This is a genomic window from Streptomyces sp. NPDC050422 (assembly GCF_044458665.1).
GTDB lineage: Bacteria > Actinomycetota > Actinomycetes > Streptomycetales > Streptomycetaceae > Streptomyces.
In genome coordinates this window covers 115,631-133,407 of sequence record NZ_JBITIE010000011.1, presented here as the reverse complement: position 1 = coordinate 133,407, position 17,777 = coordinate 115,631, and the positions used below count along the sequence as shown (strand labels likewise).

13 protein-coding genes are annotated in these 17,777 nt (G+C 71.5%); 8 read left to right on the top strand and 5 right to left on the bottom strand.

What is annotated here, in order from left to right:
* Positions 1-33: 33 nt before the first annotated feature.
* Positions 34-1,257 (bottom strand): serine hydrolase domain-containing protein, encoded by a 1,224-nt coding sequence (locus tag ACIBJG_RS19000; RefSeq protein WP_399308672.1) that lies wholly within the window; start codon positions 1,255-1,257, stop codon positions 34-36.
* Position 1,258: 1 nt separating this feature from the next.
* Complete coding sequence (locus ACIBJG_RS18995) at positions 1,259-3,577, bottom strand: glycoside hydrolase family 3 C-terminal domain-containing protein (protein ID WP_399308671.1); 2,319 nt, start codon at positions 3,575-3,577, stop codon at positions 1,259-1,261.
* 364 nt (positions 3,578-3,941) lie between these two features.
* Here ACIBJG_RS18995 and ACIBJG_RS18990 point away from each other — a divergent pair, with 364 nt between their 5' ends.
* Entirely contained in the window at positions 3,942-4,889 is a 948-nt protein-coding gene (locus ACIBJG_RS18990) for an SGNH/GDSL hydrolase family protein (RefSeq protein ID WP_399308670.1), read from the top strand.
* On the opposite strand, the gene ACIBJG_RS18985 is transcribed toward ACIBJG_RS18990, so the two are convergent.
* Complete coding sequence (locus tag ACIBJG_RS18985; RefSeq protein WP_399308872.1) at positions 4,879-5,517, bottom strand: TetR/AcrR family transcriptional regulator; 639 nt, start codon at positions 5,515-5,517, stop codon at positions 4,879-4,881. The genes ACIBJG_RS18990 and ACIBJG_RS18985 overlap by 11 nt on opposite strands.
* 293 nt (positions 5,518-5,810) lie before the next feature.
* Between ACIBJG_RS18985 and ACIBJG_RS18980 the strand changes: the two genes are divergently transcribed.
* Genes ACIBJG_RS18980 through ACIBJG_RS18965 form a run of 4 tightly spaced genes read left to right on the top strand, consistent with a single transcriptional unit; the run spans position 5,811 to position 10,978 of the window.
* A complete protein-coding gene (locus ACIBJG_RS18980; RefSeq protein WP_399308669.1) occupies positions 5,811-7,346 on the top strand; it encodes an ABC transporter substrate-binding protein in 1,536 nt (511 codons plus the stop codon).
* A gap of 28 nt (positions 7,347-7,374) precedes the next feature.
* Positions 7,375-8,316, top strand: coding sequence for an ABC transporter permease (locus tag ACIBJG_RS18975; protein ID WP_399308668.1), 942 nt, complete (start codon positions 7,375-7,377; stop codon positions 8,314-8,316).
* Positions 8,313-10,133, top strand: a complete 1,821-nt coding sequence (locus tag ACIBJG_RS18970; RefSeq protein WP_399308667.1) for a dipeptide/oligopeptide/nickel ABC transporter permease/ATP-binding protein — start codon at positions 8,313-8,315, stop codon at positions 10,131-10,133. The genes ACIBJG_RS18975 and ACIBJG_RS18970 overlap by 4 nt, the downstream gene beginning before the upstream one ends.
* The gene (locus tag ACIBJG_RS18965; RefSeq protein WP_399308666.1) at positions 10,130-10,978 is read left to right on the top strand and encodes an ABC transporter ATP-binding protein; all 849 of its coding nucleotides are present in this window, start codon (positions 10,130-10,132) and stop codon (positions 10,976-10,978) included. Before ACIBJG_RS18970 ends, ACIBJG_RS18965 begins: the two co-directional genes overlap by 4 nt.
* Positions 10,979-11,064: 86 nt before the next feature.
* On the opposite strand, the gene ACIBJG_RS18960 is transcribed toward ACIBJG_RS18965, so the two are convergent.
* The gene (locus tag ACIBJG_RS18960) at positions 11,065-11,901 is read right to left on the bottom strand and encodes an alpha/beta fold hydrolase (protein WP_399308665.1); all 837 of its coding nucleotides are present in this window, start codon (positions 11,899-11,901) and stop codon (positions 11,065-11,067) included.
* A 312-nt stretch (positions 11,902-12,213) separates the two neighbouring features.
* Between ACIBJG_RS18960 and ACIBJG_RS18955 the strand changes: the two genes are divergently transcribed.
* On the top strand, positions 12,214-14,028 hold the full coding sequence (locus ACIBJG_RS18955) for an ABC transporter ATP-binding protein (protein ID WP_399308664.1): 1,815 nt from the start codon (positions 12,214-12,216) through the stop codon (positions 14,026-14,028).
* 37 nt (positions 14,029-14,065) lie between these two features.
* Here the strand turns inward: ACIBJG_RS18955 and ACIBJG_RS18950 are convergent, their stop codons facing one another.
* Positions 14,066-15,049, bottom strand: a complete 984-nt coding sequence (locus ACIBJG_RS18950) for a LuxR family transcriptional regulator (protein WP_399308663.1) — start codon at positions 15,047-15,049, stop codon at positions 14,066-14,068.
* A 256-nt stretch (positions 15,050-15,305) separates the two neighbouring features.
* On the opposite strand from ACIBJG_RS18950, the gene ACIBJG_RS18945 reads away from it, so the two are divergent.
* Positions 15,306-16,718 (top strand): aminopeptidase P family protein, encoded by a 1,413-nt coding sequence (locus ACIBJG_RS18945; protein ID WP_399308662.1) that lies wholly within the window; start codon positions 15,306-15,308, stop codon positions 16,716-16,718.
* Positions 16,719-16,798: 80 nt separating this feature from the next.
* Positions 16,799-17,755: a GlxA family transcriptional regulator gene (locus ACIBJG_RS18940; protein WP_399308661.1), complete on the top strand. Its 957-nt coding sequence runs from the start codon at positions 16,799-16,801 to the stop codon at positions 17,753-17,755.
* Positions 17,756-17,777 lie beyond the last annotated feature (22 nt).

Sequence of the window (17,777 nt, the reverse complement as noted above, 5' to 3'; positions counted from 1 at the left end):
GATGACCGGCCTGCCCCTTCCGCGTGATGTGGGTCAGCCGGCTGGGCCCGGCGCCGCGGCCGCGGTCACCACGGCGTCGGTCCACTCCGTCCAGCGTGGATCGGGGCCTGCCGCCGGCTCCCAGGACATCGCCGTACAGACGTACCCCACGGCGAGACCACTCTCCGGACGGGCCATGCCCAGCCGTCCGCCCGCCCCCGCATGACCGAACGAGCCCCCGCCCAGCATGGGCAGACCGGGCCGGGGCAGCTCGAAACCGAGCCCGAAGCGGGAGCGGCCCGAGGCGTCACCGCCGTCGAGTGGGGGCGGGGGCGCCAGGTGCTCGTTGCGCGAGGTCCGGGCCCGGTCGACCGTCAGCGGGGACAGCAGCCGCACACCGTCGACCGGCCCGACGAGCGCGGCATACAACCTGGACAGCGACCGAGCGTTGCCGATGCCGCCCGCGCCCGGCAGCTCGGCGGCGCGCCCCTGCCGGGTCGCGAGGGCCTCGTTCGCGGCCGCCAGTTCCGCCGCCGTCGCATGGAGCGCGAGGGACAACGGGTCGGCGGGGGAGAGACCGAGACCGGCGAGGAAGCCGGTGATCTGCTCGTCGGTCGGCTCCGGACGGACGGCGAACTGCGCGACGAACCGGTGCTCCGCCTCCTGCGGCAGCCCGATCCACAGGTCGAGGCCGAGCGGCCCCGCCACCTCGGCGGCGAAGAAGGCCCCGACGCTCACCCCGGCCACCCGGCGGAGGACCTCGCCGGCCAGGTGGCCGTAGGTGAGGGCGTGGTAGAGGAACGCGGAGCCGGGCTCCCACAGCGGCCGCATCGCCGCGAGTTCCGTGACCCGGCCCTTCCAGTCGAGGAGCCCGGGCAGCCCGACCCCTGCCGCGTCGGAGGCGAAGGACGGCAGCCCGGCCCGGTGGGTGAGGAGATCGGCCACCGTCGTCGCGCCCTTCCCGGCGGCGGCGAAGTCCGGCCAGTAGCGGGCCACCGGTGCGTCCAGGTCCAGCGCGCCGCGTTCGCTCAGCAGATGCGCGCAGACGGCGACCATGCCCTTCGTGACCGACATCAGCACGCCGACCGAGTCCGTCCCGTACGCTGCCGGGCCGGTCGGCCCCCCGCCGGCGGACGCGAGGTCCACCACCAGCCGTCCGTGATGGTGGACGGCCAGCTGCGCCGCCCCGGGGTCGTCCGCCTGCCCCCGGGCGAAGGCATTCCGCACCGCCTCCCAGCCGGGCGCCACGCGTCCGCTGACCGCTGCTTCCCCGGTCATGTCAGGCCCCTCGCCGTTCCTGGTCCTCGGCCATGCGTGCCTCGACCGCGTCGGCCAGTCCGCCCAGGCTCTGCGGCGGAACGGGGCTCTGCGGGAACTCGCAGATGACGTCGAGCGGCACACCCGCCAGGAAGCGCCGCATCACCGGATCCGCCAGGGCGCCCCCGCCCTCCTGGGATGCCTCGCCACGGGCCCGGGCGAACCACTCGCTCAGCAGGGGCCCGCCCACCGGGTGTTCGAGCCACTCCGCGAGCGTGTTGCGGCCCGTCAGCCGGATCTTCGACGGATCACCTTCGACGTCCACCTCGACGCAGGCGCGGATGTCGCGCGAGGAGGCCCCGGCCTCGATGCGGTAGCGGCCGCCCTCGACCTTCCAGCCGTCCTCCCGCTCACTGAAGTACGCGAGATCGTGCCGCGCCACCTCCACGACCACGTCGCGGCTCTCCCCGGCTTCCAGGAACACCGAGACGAAACCGCGCAGTTCGCGTACGGGGCGCAGTACACGCGAGTCCGCCGGGCCGCCGCTGTAGATCTGGACGATCTCGCGGCCGGCCCGGGAACCGGTGTTGGTGACGGTCAGCCCGACGCGGAACACCCCGTCGGCCTCGTCCACATCCAGGCCGTCGTAGCCGAACGTAGTGTAGGACAGGCCGTGACCGAACGGGAAGGCGACCTCGGAGCGACGGGCGTCGTAGCCGCGGTAGCCGACGAAGATCCCCTCGCCGTACCGGGACCTGCCCTCCTCGCCCGGGAACGAGGGGTGACTCGGGGAGTCCTCCAGCCGCAGCGGTACGGTCTCCGCGAGCTTGCCGGAAGGGTTGACGGCACCGAACAGCACCCGGGCGAGCGCGCCCCCGCCCGCCTGGCCGAGCAGCCACCCCTCGACGAGGGCGGGCACCCGCTCCTGCCACGGTGCCGTGCGCACCACGCCCCCGTTGGAAAGCACCACCACGACACGGGGGTTGACCGCCAGGACCCGCTCCAGCAGCCCGGTCTGGTCGGCGGGAAGGTCGAGGTGATCGCGGTCGAACCCCTCCGACTCGTCCTGCGGAGGCAGCCCGAGGAACAGGACGGCCGTCTCGCTGTCCGCCGCCAACCGCACGGCTTCCTCCGACAGTTGGGCCTCCTTCTCCGCAGTCTCGCCCGTGCCGCCGGGGAGGGCGTAGCCGGCGGCGAAGCGTACGTCGGCGCCGGTGGCCAGTTCGCGCAGGCTGTCCAGGGGGACGTCGAGCCGGGTCGGCGTCACCTGTGAGCTGCCGGCTCCCTGGAACCGCGGGGTGCGGGCGAGTTCACCGATGACGGCCACGCTGCCGGCCGCCGGATTCAGTGGCAGCAGCGCCGAGTCGTTCTTCAGCAGCACGACGCACTGGTCGGCCGCCGCGCCGGCCAGGCGGTGATGACCGTCCACGTCGACGGCGCCGGGGGAGCGGACCGGGTCCGTCGTGCGCCGCGCGAAGCGGACGAGCCGTGCGACGGTGAGGTCGAGAACCGCCTCGTCCAGCGCGCCCGACTCGACGGCGTCGGCCACCTCCAGGTCCGTCCGGCCGCCGGTGCCGGGCATCTGGAGATCGAGCCCGGCGCGCAGGGCGGCGACCCGGTCGCGTACCGCTCCCCAGTCGGACATGACGATCCCGTCGAACTCCCACTCGCCGCGCAGGATGCCGGTCAGCAGGCGGGCGTTCTCCGACACGGGGACGCCGTTGACCCCGTTGTAGGAGGCCATGACGGACCAGGGGCGGTCGCGGCGCACGACGCGTTCGAAGGCGCGCAGGTAGATCTCCCGCAGCGGGCGCTCGTCGATGTCGGCGCTGACCCGCATCCGGTCCGTCTCCTGGTTGTTGGCCGCGTAGTGCTTGAGGGCCGCGCCCACCCCGGCGTCCTGCAGCCCGCGCACCATGGCGCCGCCGAGCTCGGACGAGACGAGGGGGTCCTCGGAGAAGTACTCGAAGTTGCGTCCGCACAGGGGCGACCGCTTGATGTTGATTCCGGGGCCGAGCACGACGCCGACACCGTGCGCCGTGGCCTCGGCCGCGATCGCGCCGGCGACCCGCTCGGCGAGCTCCGGGTTCCAACTGCTGCCGAGGGCGACGGCGGGCGGGAAGCAGGTCGCGGGGGCGGCACTGTGCAGGTCGAGCTGCCCGCCGTCACCGCTCTCCTTCGGCAGGCGCAGGCCGTGCGGGCCGTCGGACATCGAGACGGCGGGTGCGCCGGCCGCCGCGCACTCCTGAGTGACGAAGTCCCCGGCCCCGCTGGTCAGCGAGGCCTTCTCGGCGAGGGGGAGCGCGGTGGCGGGCGACGGGTAGGACGGGTTCTGAGGCATACGGCGTACCTATCAGGCTTTCGTAGGAGCGGGGGCGTGCGGTTCGGGCCTTCGTCGGGAGGAGCCGGCGGCGTGCGCGGCGTGCGCGGGCTGTGCGTGGACCGCGCCGCCGTGACGATCCGGTACCGCGAATCGGGGCAAGACGGCATGCGACCCAAAAACGTATGGTGATCGGTTTTCGCTGTCAAGGGTTCGAGCGGGCGGGTCCTGAGCGGCTCCCCGGTCCGGGATTTCTTTTCGGCAGGACTCTTGACGGCCAGAAACCGATCACCGTACGGTTTTTGTGCTCGGGCGGTCTGCTCCGATGAGCTCACCTCTGCCGCCCGCTTATCCGCTCCGCACTGCCACGAATCGAGGAACGGTCATGTCGGTTTCCGGTCGGTCATCCACCCCTGCGCACCGAGAGGCGATCCCGTCCGCACCGGTCGCAGGCGCGGGCTCCCGTGCCCGTGCCCCGCGTCTGGCCTTCGCCACGGCGGCGGCCGCCGCCCTGCTGATCGGCGCCGCGGCGCCCGGCGTAGCGGCCCCGGCCGGCGAGCAGGCGGTGCAGGGGGAGCGCTACGTGGCCCTCGGCGACTCGTACAGCTCCGGCCCCGGGATTCCGCAGCAGACCGACACGGTCTGCGGCCGCTCCGACCGGAACTACCCGTCACTCGTGGCAAGCACCGTCGGCGCCGCCGAGTTCACCGACGTGACGTGCGCCGGAGCCGACACCACCCACATGGCAGGCAGTCAGGAATCAGCGCCGCCCCAGCTCGACGCCCTGCGCCCCGACACCACGCTGGTCACCCTGGGGGTCGGCGGCAACGACCTCGACCTGACCGGAGTCATCACCCGCTGCGTACTGGTGGGCTACCTGGCCCCGTACGGCTCGCCGTGCAAGCACAGCTTCACCCTGTTCGGCACGGACGAGATCGGCTCCCGGATCAACGCTACGGCGCCGAAGATCGACGCGGTGCTGAACGAGATCCACGCCCGTTCGCCGCAGGCCCGGGTCCTGCTGGTCGGCTACCCCTCGCTCCTGCCGGACGACGGCACGGCCTGCCGCGAGACGATCCCGCTGGCGGTGGGGGACTTCGGGTGGGTGCGGGACAAGGAGAAGCAACTCAACACGATGCTGGCGCAGCAGGCGGGCGTCCACGACGCCGACTACGTCGACACCTACGGGCCGTCCGTCGGGCGCGACGCCTGCAAGGCGGCCGGTGACCGCTGGATCGAACCGGCGGACTCCACCGAGGGTGCGGGATTCCACCCGAACGCGACCGGGCACAGGAGCATGGCCGATGCGGTCCTCGCCACCCTCAGCGACTGACGTCCGCTCCGGCTCCCTCGCGCTCCGGACGCAGTCCGTGCATCCGGAGGAAGGCGCGGACCTGCTCCGCCATGTCGACGCTGGCCGGCTCCAGCAGCCACTGGGTCTGCAGTCCGTCCATCAGGGCGAGCCACTGCTGGGCCACGGCCGCCGGATCGCTCGTGGCCTCCGGGCCCGCCGCCGCGAACAGCGCCTCCAGGAGCTCGGTCATCTCCCGGCGAAGCACGCGGTAGCGCTTCACGAAGTACTGGTGGGCGGGGTGTTCCGGATCGGAGGCCTCCGCCGCCAGCTTCGCGTACAGGGCGACGAGGCCCGGCGTCTCGGCATTGCGGACGACGACCTCGACCAGCCGGTGCAGCCGCTCCGCGGGCTCCGGCTCCGGGGCGTCGTGGCGGAGGATGCCGGGGAATAGCAGTTGGGCGTCGACCTCGTCCCGCAGGCTCAATACCTCCAGGAGCAGCGCCTCCTTGCCGGGGAAGTGGTGCAGCAGACCGGCGTGGGTGAGCCCCGCGTGGGCGGCGATGTCGCGCAGCGAGACCGCGTGGAAGCCGGAGCGGGCGAACAGTTCGGTCGCCGATTCGAGGATGCGGGCGCGGGTGCGCTCGCCCTTCGACAGGCGGTGCGGCATGCCCGGCCCATGATCGTTCACTTCGGCGGTCTCCCGTGGCAGTCGGTCGTTGCCCGGCAGTCTCGCGCATCTGCTGCCCGGGCGTATGGGAGGGCCACGCTACGGCCCCGGTGTGCGGGGCCCCCGGGTGAAGGGCCCTTCTGCGGCTCGCTCCGAGCCGGCAGTCGGCAGTACTTACCGACTGGTTGATTTCACAGATCAAAAACCTACCAAGTGGTTAATTCCGTGTGTAGGCTCACCGGCAATCTTCCCCGGGGTACACACTCCCCGGCTCTCCAGACGGAGCGAAAGACATGACCAGAACAGCCCGAATCGCGACGGCGGCCGCCTGCGTCGCGGCATCACTCGCCCTCGCGGGATGCGGAGGCGCCGGCAACGGCGCCGAGGGCGCCGGGTCCTCGACGCTGACCATCGCGACGATGACCCTCCCGCAGAGCCTGGACCCCGCAGTGGCCACCGGGAGTGCGCTGCCGTTCTTCCAGACGGTGTACGACACCCTGATCAAGCGCGAGCCGGACGGCAGCTTCAGCCCGATGCTCGCGACGGAGTGGAAGTACAACGCGGATCGCACCGAGCTCGCCCTGACCCTGCGGGGGGACGTGAAGTTCGCCGACGGAAGCGTCTTCGACGGTGCGGCGGTCAAGGCGAACATGGAGCGCTTCCAGAAGGGCGGCGGAGCCTCCGCGAAGTGGCTGAGTGACCTGGAGGCGGTCGATGTCGTCGACGCCACCCACGTCACGCTGAAGCTCAAGCAGGCCAACCCGGCCCTGGAGTTCTACCTGAGCGACGCGCCCGGTCTGATGGCGAACCCCAAGCAGTTCGCCAACGGGGACAGCCTCACGACGACGCCGGACGGCACGGGCCCGTACCGCCTGGACAAGACCAGGACGACGGTCGGCACCAAGTGGTCCTACAAGCGCAACGCGGACTACTGGGGCAAGAAGCTCCCGTACGAGAACGTCACCATCAGCTTCTTCGACAACGAGACCGCCATCTCCAACGGCCTCAAGACCGGACAGGTCAACGCCGCACTTCTGCAGACCGCGGACCAGCAGGTGGCCATCGAGGCAGACTCCAGGATCAAGACGCAGAAGCAGGAGATCGACTTCCAGGGCCTCCTCCTCTTCGACCGGGGCGGCAAGCTGACTCCGGCGCTGCGCGACCCCCGCGTGCGGCAGGCGCTGAACTACGCCGTCGACCGCGACACGATGCTCGACCGCATCCGCCAGGGCCGCGGCGCGACCACCGACCAGGTCTTCGGCCCCGAGACCCAGGCGTACGACAAGAAGCTGGACTCGTACTACTCCCACGACCCCGCCAAGGGCAAGGAGCTGCTCAGGAAGGCCGGGTACGGAAACGGATTCACGCTCAAGCTGCCCCGGATCCAGGCCATCGTGAACGACGCACTCGCCTCGTCGCTCCAGTCGGACTTCAAGGCCATCGGCGTGAAGCTCGTGTGGGACGACCTGGACGGTGCGTCGGCGGTCCAGAAGGTGTTCAAGGACCGGGCCTACTCCGGCATGGTCATGAACATCGGCCAGCCCACGTCCGACTGGGCGGCGGCCAACGACCTCGTCACGCCCGGCGCGTTCAACATGTTCGGTACGACGGACGCGACCACCCAGAAGCTGCTGCCCCGCATCCAGACGGGCGCCGCTGCCGAGGCGAAGTCGGCCGCACAGGAGCTCAACCAGCACCTCGTCCAGGACGGCTGGTTCGTGCCCTTCTACCGGATGAGCTACCTCCACGTCTCGGACGGCACCGTGAAGGTCACCCCGCAGTCCGGCATGGCCGAACCCTCGATCTACAACTACGCGCCGGTCAAGTAGCGCCCCGCTCCGACGGATACCGAGTGTCATGCTGAATTTCATTGCCCGCAGGATCGCCTCGGGCGCCGTGCTCCTGATCGTCATCTCCTTCCTCTCCTACCTGCTCCTGTCCATCCCGCACATCGACGTGGGACGGCAGCTGCTCGGGATGAGCGCCACCCAGGACGCCGTCGATGCCAAGTACGCCTCCCTCGGCCTCGACAGTTCGGTCCTGCAGCAGTACGGGAGCTGGCTCTCGCACGCCGTCCGGGGTGACCTCGGCAGCTCCTGGTTCACGAGTGAGGACGTGGGCCAGGCCGTCGGCAACCGGCTGCCGGTCACGGCGAGCCTGATGCTCGGTGTCACGGCCGTCACCACGGTCCTGGCCATCCTCCTCGGCGTATGGGCGGGCGTACGCCGAGGAGCGGTCGACCGGTTCGTCCAGATACTCGGCGTGGTGGGGTACGCCCTGCCGGGGTTCCTGCTCACCCTGGTCCTGGTACTGGTCTTCGCGGTCCGGCTGGACTGGTTCCCCGCCATCGGCTACACCGGCTTCACCGACTCGCCCAGCGGCTGGCTCTCCACCGTCACCCTGCCGGTCCTGTCCCTGTCCGTGGCCTCGGTCGCGGGCGTCTCCCAGCAGGTGCGCGGCGCCGTCATCGACGTCCTGCGGCAGGACTACGTACGCACCCTGCGGGCCCGCGGACTGCCGGCGTCCCGGATCGTGTTCAAGCACGTCCTCCGTAACGCCTCCGCGCCCGCGCTGTCCGTGCTCGGCATGCAGTTCGTGGGACTGCTCGGCGGGGCCGTCCTCGTCGAGCAGATCTTCGGACTGCCCGGCATCGGCAGCATGACCGTCACCTACACCACCCGCGGCGACATCCCCGTGATCATGGCGCTCGTCATGCTCACCGTGGTCGGCGTCGTCCTGATCAACCTCCTGGTCGACGTCCTGATCGGCTGGCTCAACCCCAAGGCGAGGGTCGCATGAGCGAGAACCTCAAGGCCACGACGGCCCCCGGCCCCACCGTCGCCCCGCCGTCCGGCGGCAACGCACGCCCCGCACGCCCCCGCGGCACCACCCGGCGGGTGCTTCGCAACCCCCTGGGCGGAGTGTCCGCGGCCCTCCTCCTCATCCTCGTCCTGGCCGTCGTCCTCGCGCCTCTCATCGCGCCGCAGGCACCCGGCGCCTCCTCACTCGCCGACGCGTTCGCCGACCCGAGCGCCGCACACCCGCTCGGCATGGACTCGGCGGGACGCGACATCCTGTCCCGCGTGCTGTACGGAGGGCGCAACACCCTCGGCGGGGCCCTGCTCGCCCTCGCCATCGCCCTGGCGCTCGGGGTGCCGTCCGGACTCTTCGCCGGCTACTACGGCAGCCGGTTCGACGCGGTCGCCAACTGGACCGTCAACCTCGTCATGGCACTGCCCGCCATGGTCGTCCTGCTGGCCTCCCGCGCCATCCTCGGCCCCAAGGTCTGGGTCCTGATGATCGTGCTCGGCGTCCTGGTGGCACCCAGCTTCTTCCGCCTGGTGCGCGGCATCGTCGCCAACGTACGGGGCGAGTTGTACGTGGACGCCGCCAAGGTCTCCGGACTGTCCGACGCCCGCATCGTCGCCCGGCACGTGCTGACCGTCGTACGCGGCCCCATCATCATCCAGGTGGCCCTCGTCGCCGGCATCGCCATCGCCCTCCAGGCCGGCCTCGAATTCCTCGGCGTCGGCAGCGGATCGACGGCCACCTGGGGCGCGATGCTCAACGAGGCGTTCCAGAACATCCAGCGCGCACCCCTGCTCATCCTGTGGCCGGGCCTCGCCCTCGGCCTCACCAACTGCGCCCTCGTCCTCATGGCCGGCGCCGTGCGCGACGCTCTGGAGGAACAGGCCCCCCGGCCGCGGTCCGCACGCCGCCGGCGCGCCGACCCGGCGGGCGAGGGCCCGGAGGGCTCTGGCCGGTCGAAGACCCCCCGTGCGGCGCTCCTCTCCGTACGCGGCCTCGCCGTCGCCTACGCACAGCCCGACGGCACGGACAAGGAGGTCGTGCACGGCGTCGACCTCGACGTGCACCCCGGCGAAATCGTCGGACTCGTCGGCGAATCAGGCTCGGGCAAGAGCCAGACCGCCTTCTCGATCCTCGGCATCCTGCCCGAGGGCGGCCGCGTCACACGCGGAAGCCTCACGGTCAACGGCCGTGAGGTGGCCGGCATGAGCGAACGCGACCACCGTTCCCTGCGCGGAAAGACCGTCGGGTACGTCCCGCAGGAGCCGATGAGCAATCTCGACCCCGCGTTCACCATCGGCAGCCAGCTCATGGAACCCATCCGCCACCACCTCGGGCTCACCCGCAAGGAAGCCGCCGCCCGCGCCCTGGAACTCCTGCGCCTCGTGGAGATCCCCGAACCGGAACGCACCCTGCGCCTCTACCCGCACGAGATCTCCGGCGGCATGGCCCAGCGCGTCCTCATCGCCGGCGCGATGTCCTGCGACCCCGAACTCCTGATCGCCGACGAACCGACCACCGCACTCGACGTACGGGTCCAGGCCGAAGTGCTCGGCCTGCTGCGCCGCCTGCAGAAGGAACGCGGACTCGGCGTGCTCCTGGTCACCCACAACCTCGGAGTCGTCGCCGACGTGTGCGACCGGGTGGCGGTGATGAACACCGGCCGCATCGTGGAGACCGGCACCACCGAGCAGGTCCTCGGCCGACCGGAGGACCCGTACACGCGGACCCTGCTCGCCGCCGTACTCGACGACGCTCCCACGCGTACCCCCTGGCACCCCCGAGCAGCAAGGACCGCCACCGCATGAACACCCAGGAAAGCGCCGGTCCTCCGGACGACCTGCTCGCTGTCCGCGACCTGCGGGTCTCCTTCGCGGGCAAGGGCTGGCGCGCCCCGGACACCGAAGTCCTCAAGGGCGTCGACCTGACCATCCGGCCGGGCGAAACCCTCGGCCTGGTAGGCGAGTCGGGCTCGGGCAAGTCCACCATAGGCCGGGCTGTCCTCGGCCTCGCCCCCGTACGCTCCGGTTCCATCACCTTCGACGGAGAACGGATCGAACGGGCCGACGCACGCCGCCGCCGCGCCCTCAGCCGCGACCTCCAGGTCATCTTCCAGGACCCCTACACCTCGCTGAACCCCGCCCGCACCATCGGCGACACCCTCGCCGAGCCCCTTATCGGCCAGGGCACCGGCGTACGCGAGGCCCGCGGCAGGATCGGCGAGCTGCTGGACCGGGTCCACCTCCCCACCGATGCGGCGGGCCGGCTGCCCAGGGAGTTCTCCGGCGGCCAGCGCCAACGCGTCGCCATCGCCCGCGCCCTGGCCCTGCGCCCCCGCCTCGTCATCTGCGACGAACCCGTGTCGGCACTCGACCTCACCACCCAGCGCGCGGTGCTCGACCTCCTCCTGGAGATCCAGGAGGAGACGGGCGTCTCGTACCTGTTCGTCTCCCACGACCTGTCCGTGGTCCGCTTCATGAGCCACCGGGTGGCGGTGATCCACCGGGGCGAGATCGTCGAGACGGGCGACGCGGCGACGGTCACCTCGCAGCCGAGGCACAGCTACACCCGCACCCTGCTGCTCGCCTCACCGGTGGCGGACGTGGCCGAGCAACGGCGGCGGCGCCGGGCGGCGGAACGGGCGGGCGCCTGACGGCCGGACCGGCGGCACCGGTCAGCCCCCAGCTCAGAAGCCAGCCCCCCAGAAGCCAGCCCCCCAGATGTCAGCCCTCCCAGATGTCAGCTCCGCAGAAAGGCGACGAGCTCGGGAGCGAGCTTCCTGGGGGCCATGACCACCGCACCGTGGTTGAGGCCCTTCACGTGGCGATGTCCGGCGTCCGGAAGCACGTCGATCAGCGCCCGGGCAGCATGCCGGAAGCCGGCCGGGCTCTTGGAGCCCGTCAGAACGAGCGTCGGCGCCTTCGCCGCGGACCAGGGCTTCGTCTCCAGCGGTCTGCCCCGCTGGGTGTCGCCCATCACGGCGAGGTCGTACGGCAGCGTGTGGGCCATGCCCTTGAGGTTTGACCAGACGCCGGGCATCAGCCGCATCGCGCGGACCATGAACGACGGCATGTGCTGCGCCTCGACCATGAACGCCCTGACCGCCTCATCGCGCCTGTTCTCGGCGAGCAGGGAGCGGATGCGAGCGGCGAAGCCGGCCGGCGGGCCGAAAGCGTCGTCCGTGACGGCGAACGGCGGTTCGTGGAGCACGAGCCGGTCGACGTTCAGGCCCGCCGCGGCGGCACGCAGCGCGAGTACGGCGCCCGACGAGCTGCCGAAGACGGACGCGCTGCCGCCCGCGTACCCGATCAGGGCCGCGAGGTCCTCGATCTCCCGTTCCACCGCGTACTCCGCGCTGTCGGCACTGGCTCCGCGGCCGCGCCGGTCGTAGTTGATGACCGTGAAGTGCCCGGCGAGGAGCGCGGCGAGCTTCTTGGCGTCGGAGCGGTCCGCGAGTGCCGGAGACACCAGGATCAGCGTCGGCCCGGTTCCCGCTTGTTCGAACGCGATGGTCGTGCCGTCGCTCGATGCGGTCGTCGATTCCACTGGGGCGGCGTGGTGAGGTGCTGCGGACATACTTCCTCGAATTCACTCGGCGGGCCGATACGGCGTCTTTCGTACGGGAGACCGAGTCCGGCCCGATAAGTCATCGGTCGGCAGCCGGCCGGGAAAAACGCTTGGACGCGGCGGGCGCCGGGACGGGACACTGGAATCCCTCGCCCGACCCCTCCTCGTACTCACCCCGACGCACCGCCGCGCGCCGTGTGCCGCTGGATCGCCCCGGCGAGGGCACTCCACTCGAAATCGAAACTCCGCGCGGCCGGTGAGGCAAGCGCCTCTCCCCGTCGCCGTACGTGGCGGGCAGCCGCACGACCACACAGGGTTGGTATGGGATCGCCTGAATCGCACGCAGCCCCGGGCAGGGGCTCCGTGCTCCTCGCCCTTCGCTACTACGGACGGGAGTTGACCCGCCGAAAACGGCTGACGTTACCCGCGATGCTGCTGCCGGCACTGGGCAACATCGGCATCAACTACGTCGCACCGCTCGTCGTCGCGAAACTCGTCGGCCGCATCGCCGGCGACACCGACACGTCGATCGGATCGATGCTTCCCTACGTCCTCGGCTTCGCCGGCGTGCTGCTGCTCGCGGAGACGTTCTGGCGCATCGGACTGCACTTCCTGAACCGCCTCGACGCCCTCGGCATCGAGCACCTGTACGTACAGGGCATGGACGAGCTGTACGCCAAGGACGCCTCGTTCTTCCACGACAACTTCGCCGGGTCGCTCACCAAGAGGGTCCTGAGCTTCGCCTCCCGCTTCGAGGAGTTCGTCGACACACTGACGTTCTCCGTCGTGGGCAGCTTCGTGCCGCTGATCTTCGGGTCGGTGGTGCTGTGGCGCTACGAACCGCTGCTCGTCGTCGGCCTGTTGACGATGATCGCGGTCACGGCAGTGTGCGTGGCCCCCCTCATCCGCCGTCGGCAGGCCCTCGTCGGACAGCGCGAGGAGGCCATCGCCCGGGTGTCCGGCCACGTGGCCGACAGCCTGATGAACATGGACACGGTCCGGGCGTTCGCCGCCGAGCGGCGCGAGGCCGCCGAACACCGCTCGCGCGTCGCGGAGTCGCGACGGCTCACGTTGCGTTCCTGGGACTACGGCAACCTCCGCATCGACACGCTCGTCGCGCCCCTGTCCGTGCTGACCAACGCCCTGGGCCTGCTGCTCGCCGTCACTCTCGGCGGCGGTGGGAACGGGGTGGAGGCGGTCGTCGTCGCCTTCATGTACTACACCAACGCGACCCGGATCATGTTCGAGTTCAACCAGATCTACCGGCGGCTGGAGAGCTCGATGACGGAGGCCGCCCAGTTCACCGAACTGCTGCTGACGCCACCCGCCCTGCGCGATCCGGAGTCGCCGGAGCCGCTGCGCTCACGGGCCGCCGACGTCCGCTTCGAGCAGGTGACGTTCGCCCACGCGGGAGCACCGCCGCTCTTCGAGTCCCTCGACCTGTCCGTGTGCAGTGGGGCGAAGATCGGCCTGGTCGGCCGGTCCGGCGGTGGCAAGACCACGCTCAGCAGGCTGCTGCTACGGATGTCGGACATCGACGGCGGCAGGATCCTGATCGGCGGTCAGGACATCAGCAGACTGCGCCAGGCCGACGTGCGCGGCATGATCGCGTACGTACCGCAGGACCCGGCGATGTTCCATCGCACGCTGCGGGACAACATCGCGTTCGCCCGGCCCGGCGCCACCGAGGCCGAGATCCGGCGCGCGGCCGAGGCCGCACATGTCACGGAGTTCGCCGACGCATTGCCCGAAGGCTTCGACACGATGGTGGGGGAGCGGGGCGTGAAGCTGTCCGGCGGGCAGCGCCAGCGCGTCGCCCTCGCCAGGGCGATCCTGCGCGACGCGCCGATCCTGCTGCTCGACGAGGCGACCAGCGCACTGGACTCGGAGAGCGAGATCCTCGTCCAGGAGGCGCTGTGGCGGCTCATGGACGGGCGGACGGCCCTCGTGGTGGCGCACCGGCTGAGCACGGTCGCCACCATGGACCGGCTCGTGGTCCTGGACCGCGGCCGGATCATCGAGCAGGGCACGCACCACGAACTGCTCGCGTCGGACGGGGCCTACGCGAAGCTGTGGCAACACCAGTCCGGCGGCTTCCTCGACGACCCGGCCCAGGCGCAGGCGGACCTCATCTGAACGCCGGCGGGCGCGGCCGGGCCCCGGCCGCGCCCGCTCACAGCCACCCCGCACGCTGCGCCTGCAACGCCATCTGGAAGCGGTTAGCGGCACCCAGCCGCGCCATCAGGACCGACAGGCGGCGGAACAGCGTGCGCCGGCTGATGCCCATCTCGCGGGCGATCACGTCGTCGCTCGCGCCCCCGGCGAGGAGCCACAGGAGCCGGCGTTCGCCGGGTGGCAGACCGCTCGGCCGGGTGGTGTGGCCGTGGAAGGGCAGGGCGTTCTGCCAGGACTGCTCGAACAGGGCCACGAGCGCCGAGAGCAGCCCGCACGGCTGCACGACCAGCATCGTGTTGTGCACGTCCGCCTCCTTGATCGACAAGGACACGAGCGCGTACGCGTCGTCGATGATCACGAGCTTGACCGGCACCGAGGGCAGGACCCTGGCCTGTTCGCCGGCCTTGACGCACGGTTCGATGACGTCCCGCAGATGCCCCGGATGCTCCAGCGACTCCCGCGAGTACACGACACGCTGCGTCACCCCGCGGGCGAGCGTGGCCAGCGCGTCGTCCGTCGCCTCTCGCAGCGGGAAGTACGGGGGCGACTCGAACTGCCGGATCTGGTCCCGGGCGCTCGCCCAGGCCTGACGGATCCTCGGGCCGACGGCGTCACCGGTCACGACCTCGACGAGATGGTCGTTGTACGCGGCGAGCCGCTGCCGCCGGAACGAATCGAACGCGCCGCCGACCGCGATGCGCGACTCCTCGACCTCGGCCGCCCGGTGCCGGGCCAGGACCTCCAGCCCCGCGGCGGGCGGCACCGGGGCCACCTCGTCCTCGCCCTCCTCGGCGGCACTGGCCAGACCGGCGTCGACCAGCGCCGCGTACGCCGCGGCGAGCTCCGCACGGGCCAGCCCGGCCGCGGATCCGATCGCGTCCAGCGGGGCGGGGGCCAGCTCCAGCAGCGCCAGATAGACCTGACTCGCCGCCTCATCGATTCCCAGAAGCCGGAGGGCCTCCCCGAGTCTCACGTTCGTCATACCCGCCATTATCGACGGCTTCCGCCCGGGCTGTGGCCGATCTGTGCCAGTGGCGGTCCTGGGCGCCATGCGCCCGCCCTGCGGGATACCGTCCGAGAGCCGCCGACGACCGGCGGCAGCCAGACCCTGTCCGGAGTCCCGCTGCGCCCGCGCTCCGCGCGGACGACGCGGGACTCCGGACAAAACCTGGGACGCGCGTCCGGAGGTACTCCTCCGGCCCCCGCGCCGAGGAACAATCCCGAAGAAGGAGCATGAAGTGGCGAAGGGCCGAAAGAACGGTCTCTACTCAGGGATCTCCGAGGAACTGTCCGCGCTGATGCGGACCGGGTGGGCCGACACCGAGCAGCACGACCTGCGGCCCGACGAGCAGGCCCCGCACGCGGCCCTGCGCCGCGCCGCGCTCTCCGCGCGCTTCCCCGGCGAGCGCCTCGTGATCCCCTCCGGCAACCTCAAGGTCCGGTCGAACGACGACACGTACCCCTTCCGCCCGCACTCGGGCTACGTACACATGACGGGCGACCGGGCCCGGGACGGCGCGCTCGTCCTCGAACCGCGCCCGGACGGCGGCCACGACGCCTACTGCTTCCAACTGCCCCGGGACAGCAGGGACAACAACGAGTTCTGGACGGGCCCCACGGCGGAACTCTGGATGGGCCGGCGCCGCTCCCTCGCCGAGTCGGAACGCGTACTCGGGCTGCCCTGCCGCGACGTCCGCACGGCGGCCGGCGACCTGGCGGCCGTGTCCGGTGTGCCGACCCGGATCGTGCGCGGTGTCGACCCGGCCCTGGAGGCCGCCGTCAGCACCGACGAGGAGCGCGACGACGACCTCGAAGAGGCGCTCAGCGACCTCCGCCTCGTCAAGGACGACTGGGAGATCGGCGAACTCCGCAAGGCGGTCGACTCCACCGTGCGCGGGTTCACCGACGCGGTCGGCGAGCTCTCCGGGGCGGTCGCCTCGTCCGAGCGGTGGATCGAGGGCACGTTCCTGCGCCGCGCGCGCCTGGAGGGGAACTCCGTGGGCTACGGCACCATCTGCGCCGCGGGTGAGCACGCCACGATCATGCACTGGACGGACAACGACGGCCCGGTGCGCCCGGGAGAACTGCTCCTGTTCGACGCCGGCGTGGAGACGCACACCCTTTACACCGCCGACGTCACCCGCACGCTGCCGATCAGCGGAACGTTCACGCCCGTGCAACGCAGGGTCTACGACGCGGTGTACGAGGCCCAGGAAGCCGGCTTCGCCGCCGTCAAGCCGGGCGCCGCGTACCGCGACTTCCACGAGGCGGCCCAGCGTCACCTCGCGGTCCGGCTGGTCGAGTGGGGCTTCATCGAGGGCCCGGCCGACCGTGCCTACGAACTCGGCCTCCAGCGCCGCTTCACCATGGCGGGCACCGGGCACATGCTCGGTCTGGACGTCCACGACTGCGCGCAGGCCCGGCACGAGGAGTATGTCGGCGGCGCCCTGGAGCCGGGCATGGTCCTCACGGTCGAGCCCGGTCTGTACTTCCAGCCGGACGACCTCACCGTCCCCGAGGAGTGGCGCGGCATCGGCGTCCGGATCGAGGACGACCTGCTCGTGACCGCGGACGGCCACGAGAACCTGTCGGCGGGCCTGCCCCGCTCGGCCGACGACGTCGAGACGTGGATGGCCCGGTTCGCGGGCTGAGCACGGGCGGCGGACCCGGCCGCGCCGACGGGCCCCGGCCTGTTCGTCGGCGCGACCGGGCCCCTCGTACCCTGTGTCCCGTGTCAGCCTCCCGTCTTCACCGCACCGCCGTCCTCGTCCTGGAGGGCGCGAAGCCGCTCGACGTCGGGATCCCCGCGCAGGTGTTCACGACGCGCGCCAGCATGCCGTACGAGGTGCGGGTGTGCGGCGCGGCGCCGGGACTCGTGACCGGTGGTGACGGGCTGTCGTACCACGTCGCCGACGGTCTCGACGCGCTGGAGTGGGCCGACATCGTCTTCATCCCTGGCTACCGCTTTCCGGACCGGGACGACCCGCCGCAGGCCGTCGTCGACGCGCTCGTCGCCGCCCACGACCGGGGCGCACGGCTCGCGGCCATCTCGACGGGGGCCTTCGCCCTCGCCGCCACGGGCCTGCTCGACGGCAGGCGGGCGACGACACACTGGCACTACGCGCGGGCGCTCGCGGCGAAGCACCCGCTCGTCCAGGTCGACGAGAACGTGCTGTTCGTCGACGAGGGCAGCGTCCTGACCTCGGCGGGCGCCGCCTCCGGGATCGACCTGTGCCTGCACATCCTGCGCGGCGACCTCGGGGTGGCCGCGGCCAACCACGCGGCCCGGCGGCTGGTGGCGGCGCCCTACCGGAGCGGCGGCCAGGCGCAGTACGTGCCGCGCAGCGTGCCCGAACCGCTCGGCGAACGGTTCGCCGCCACCCGAGAATGGGCGCTGCACCGCCTCGGTGAGCCGCTCACCCTCGACGCCCTCGCCCGGCACGCGGCGGTCTCGCCGCGCACGCTCTCGCGCCGCTTCGTCGAGGACACCGGCTACACCCCGATGCAGTGGGTCATGCGGGCCCGCATCGATGTGGCCCGCGAACTGCTGGAGCGCTCCGAGCAGAGCATCGAGCAGATCGCCGCCGAGACCGGACTCGGAACGGGCGCCAATCTGCGGCTCCACTTCCAGCGCATTCTCGGCACCACACCGAGCGAGTACCGGCGCACGTTCGCCCGAGCCGAGTAGCCCGGCGCCCGGTGGCGCGATC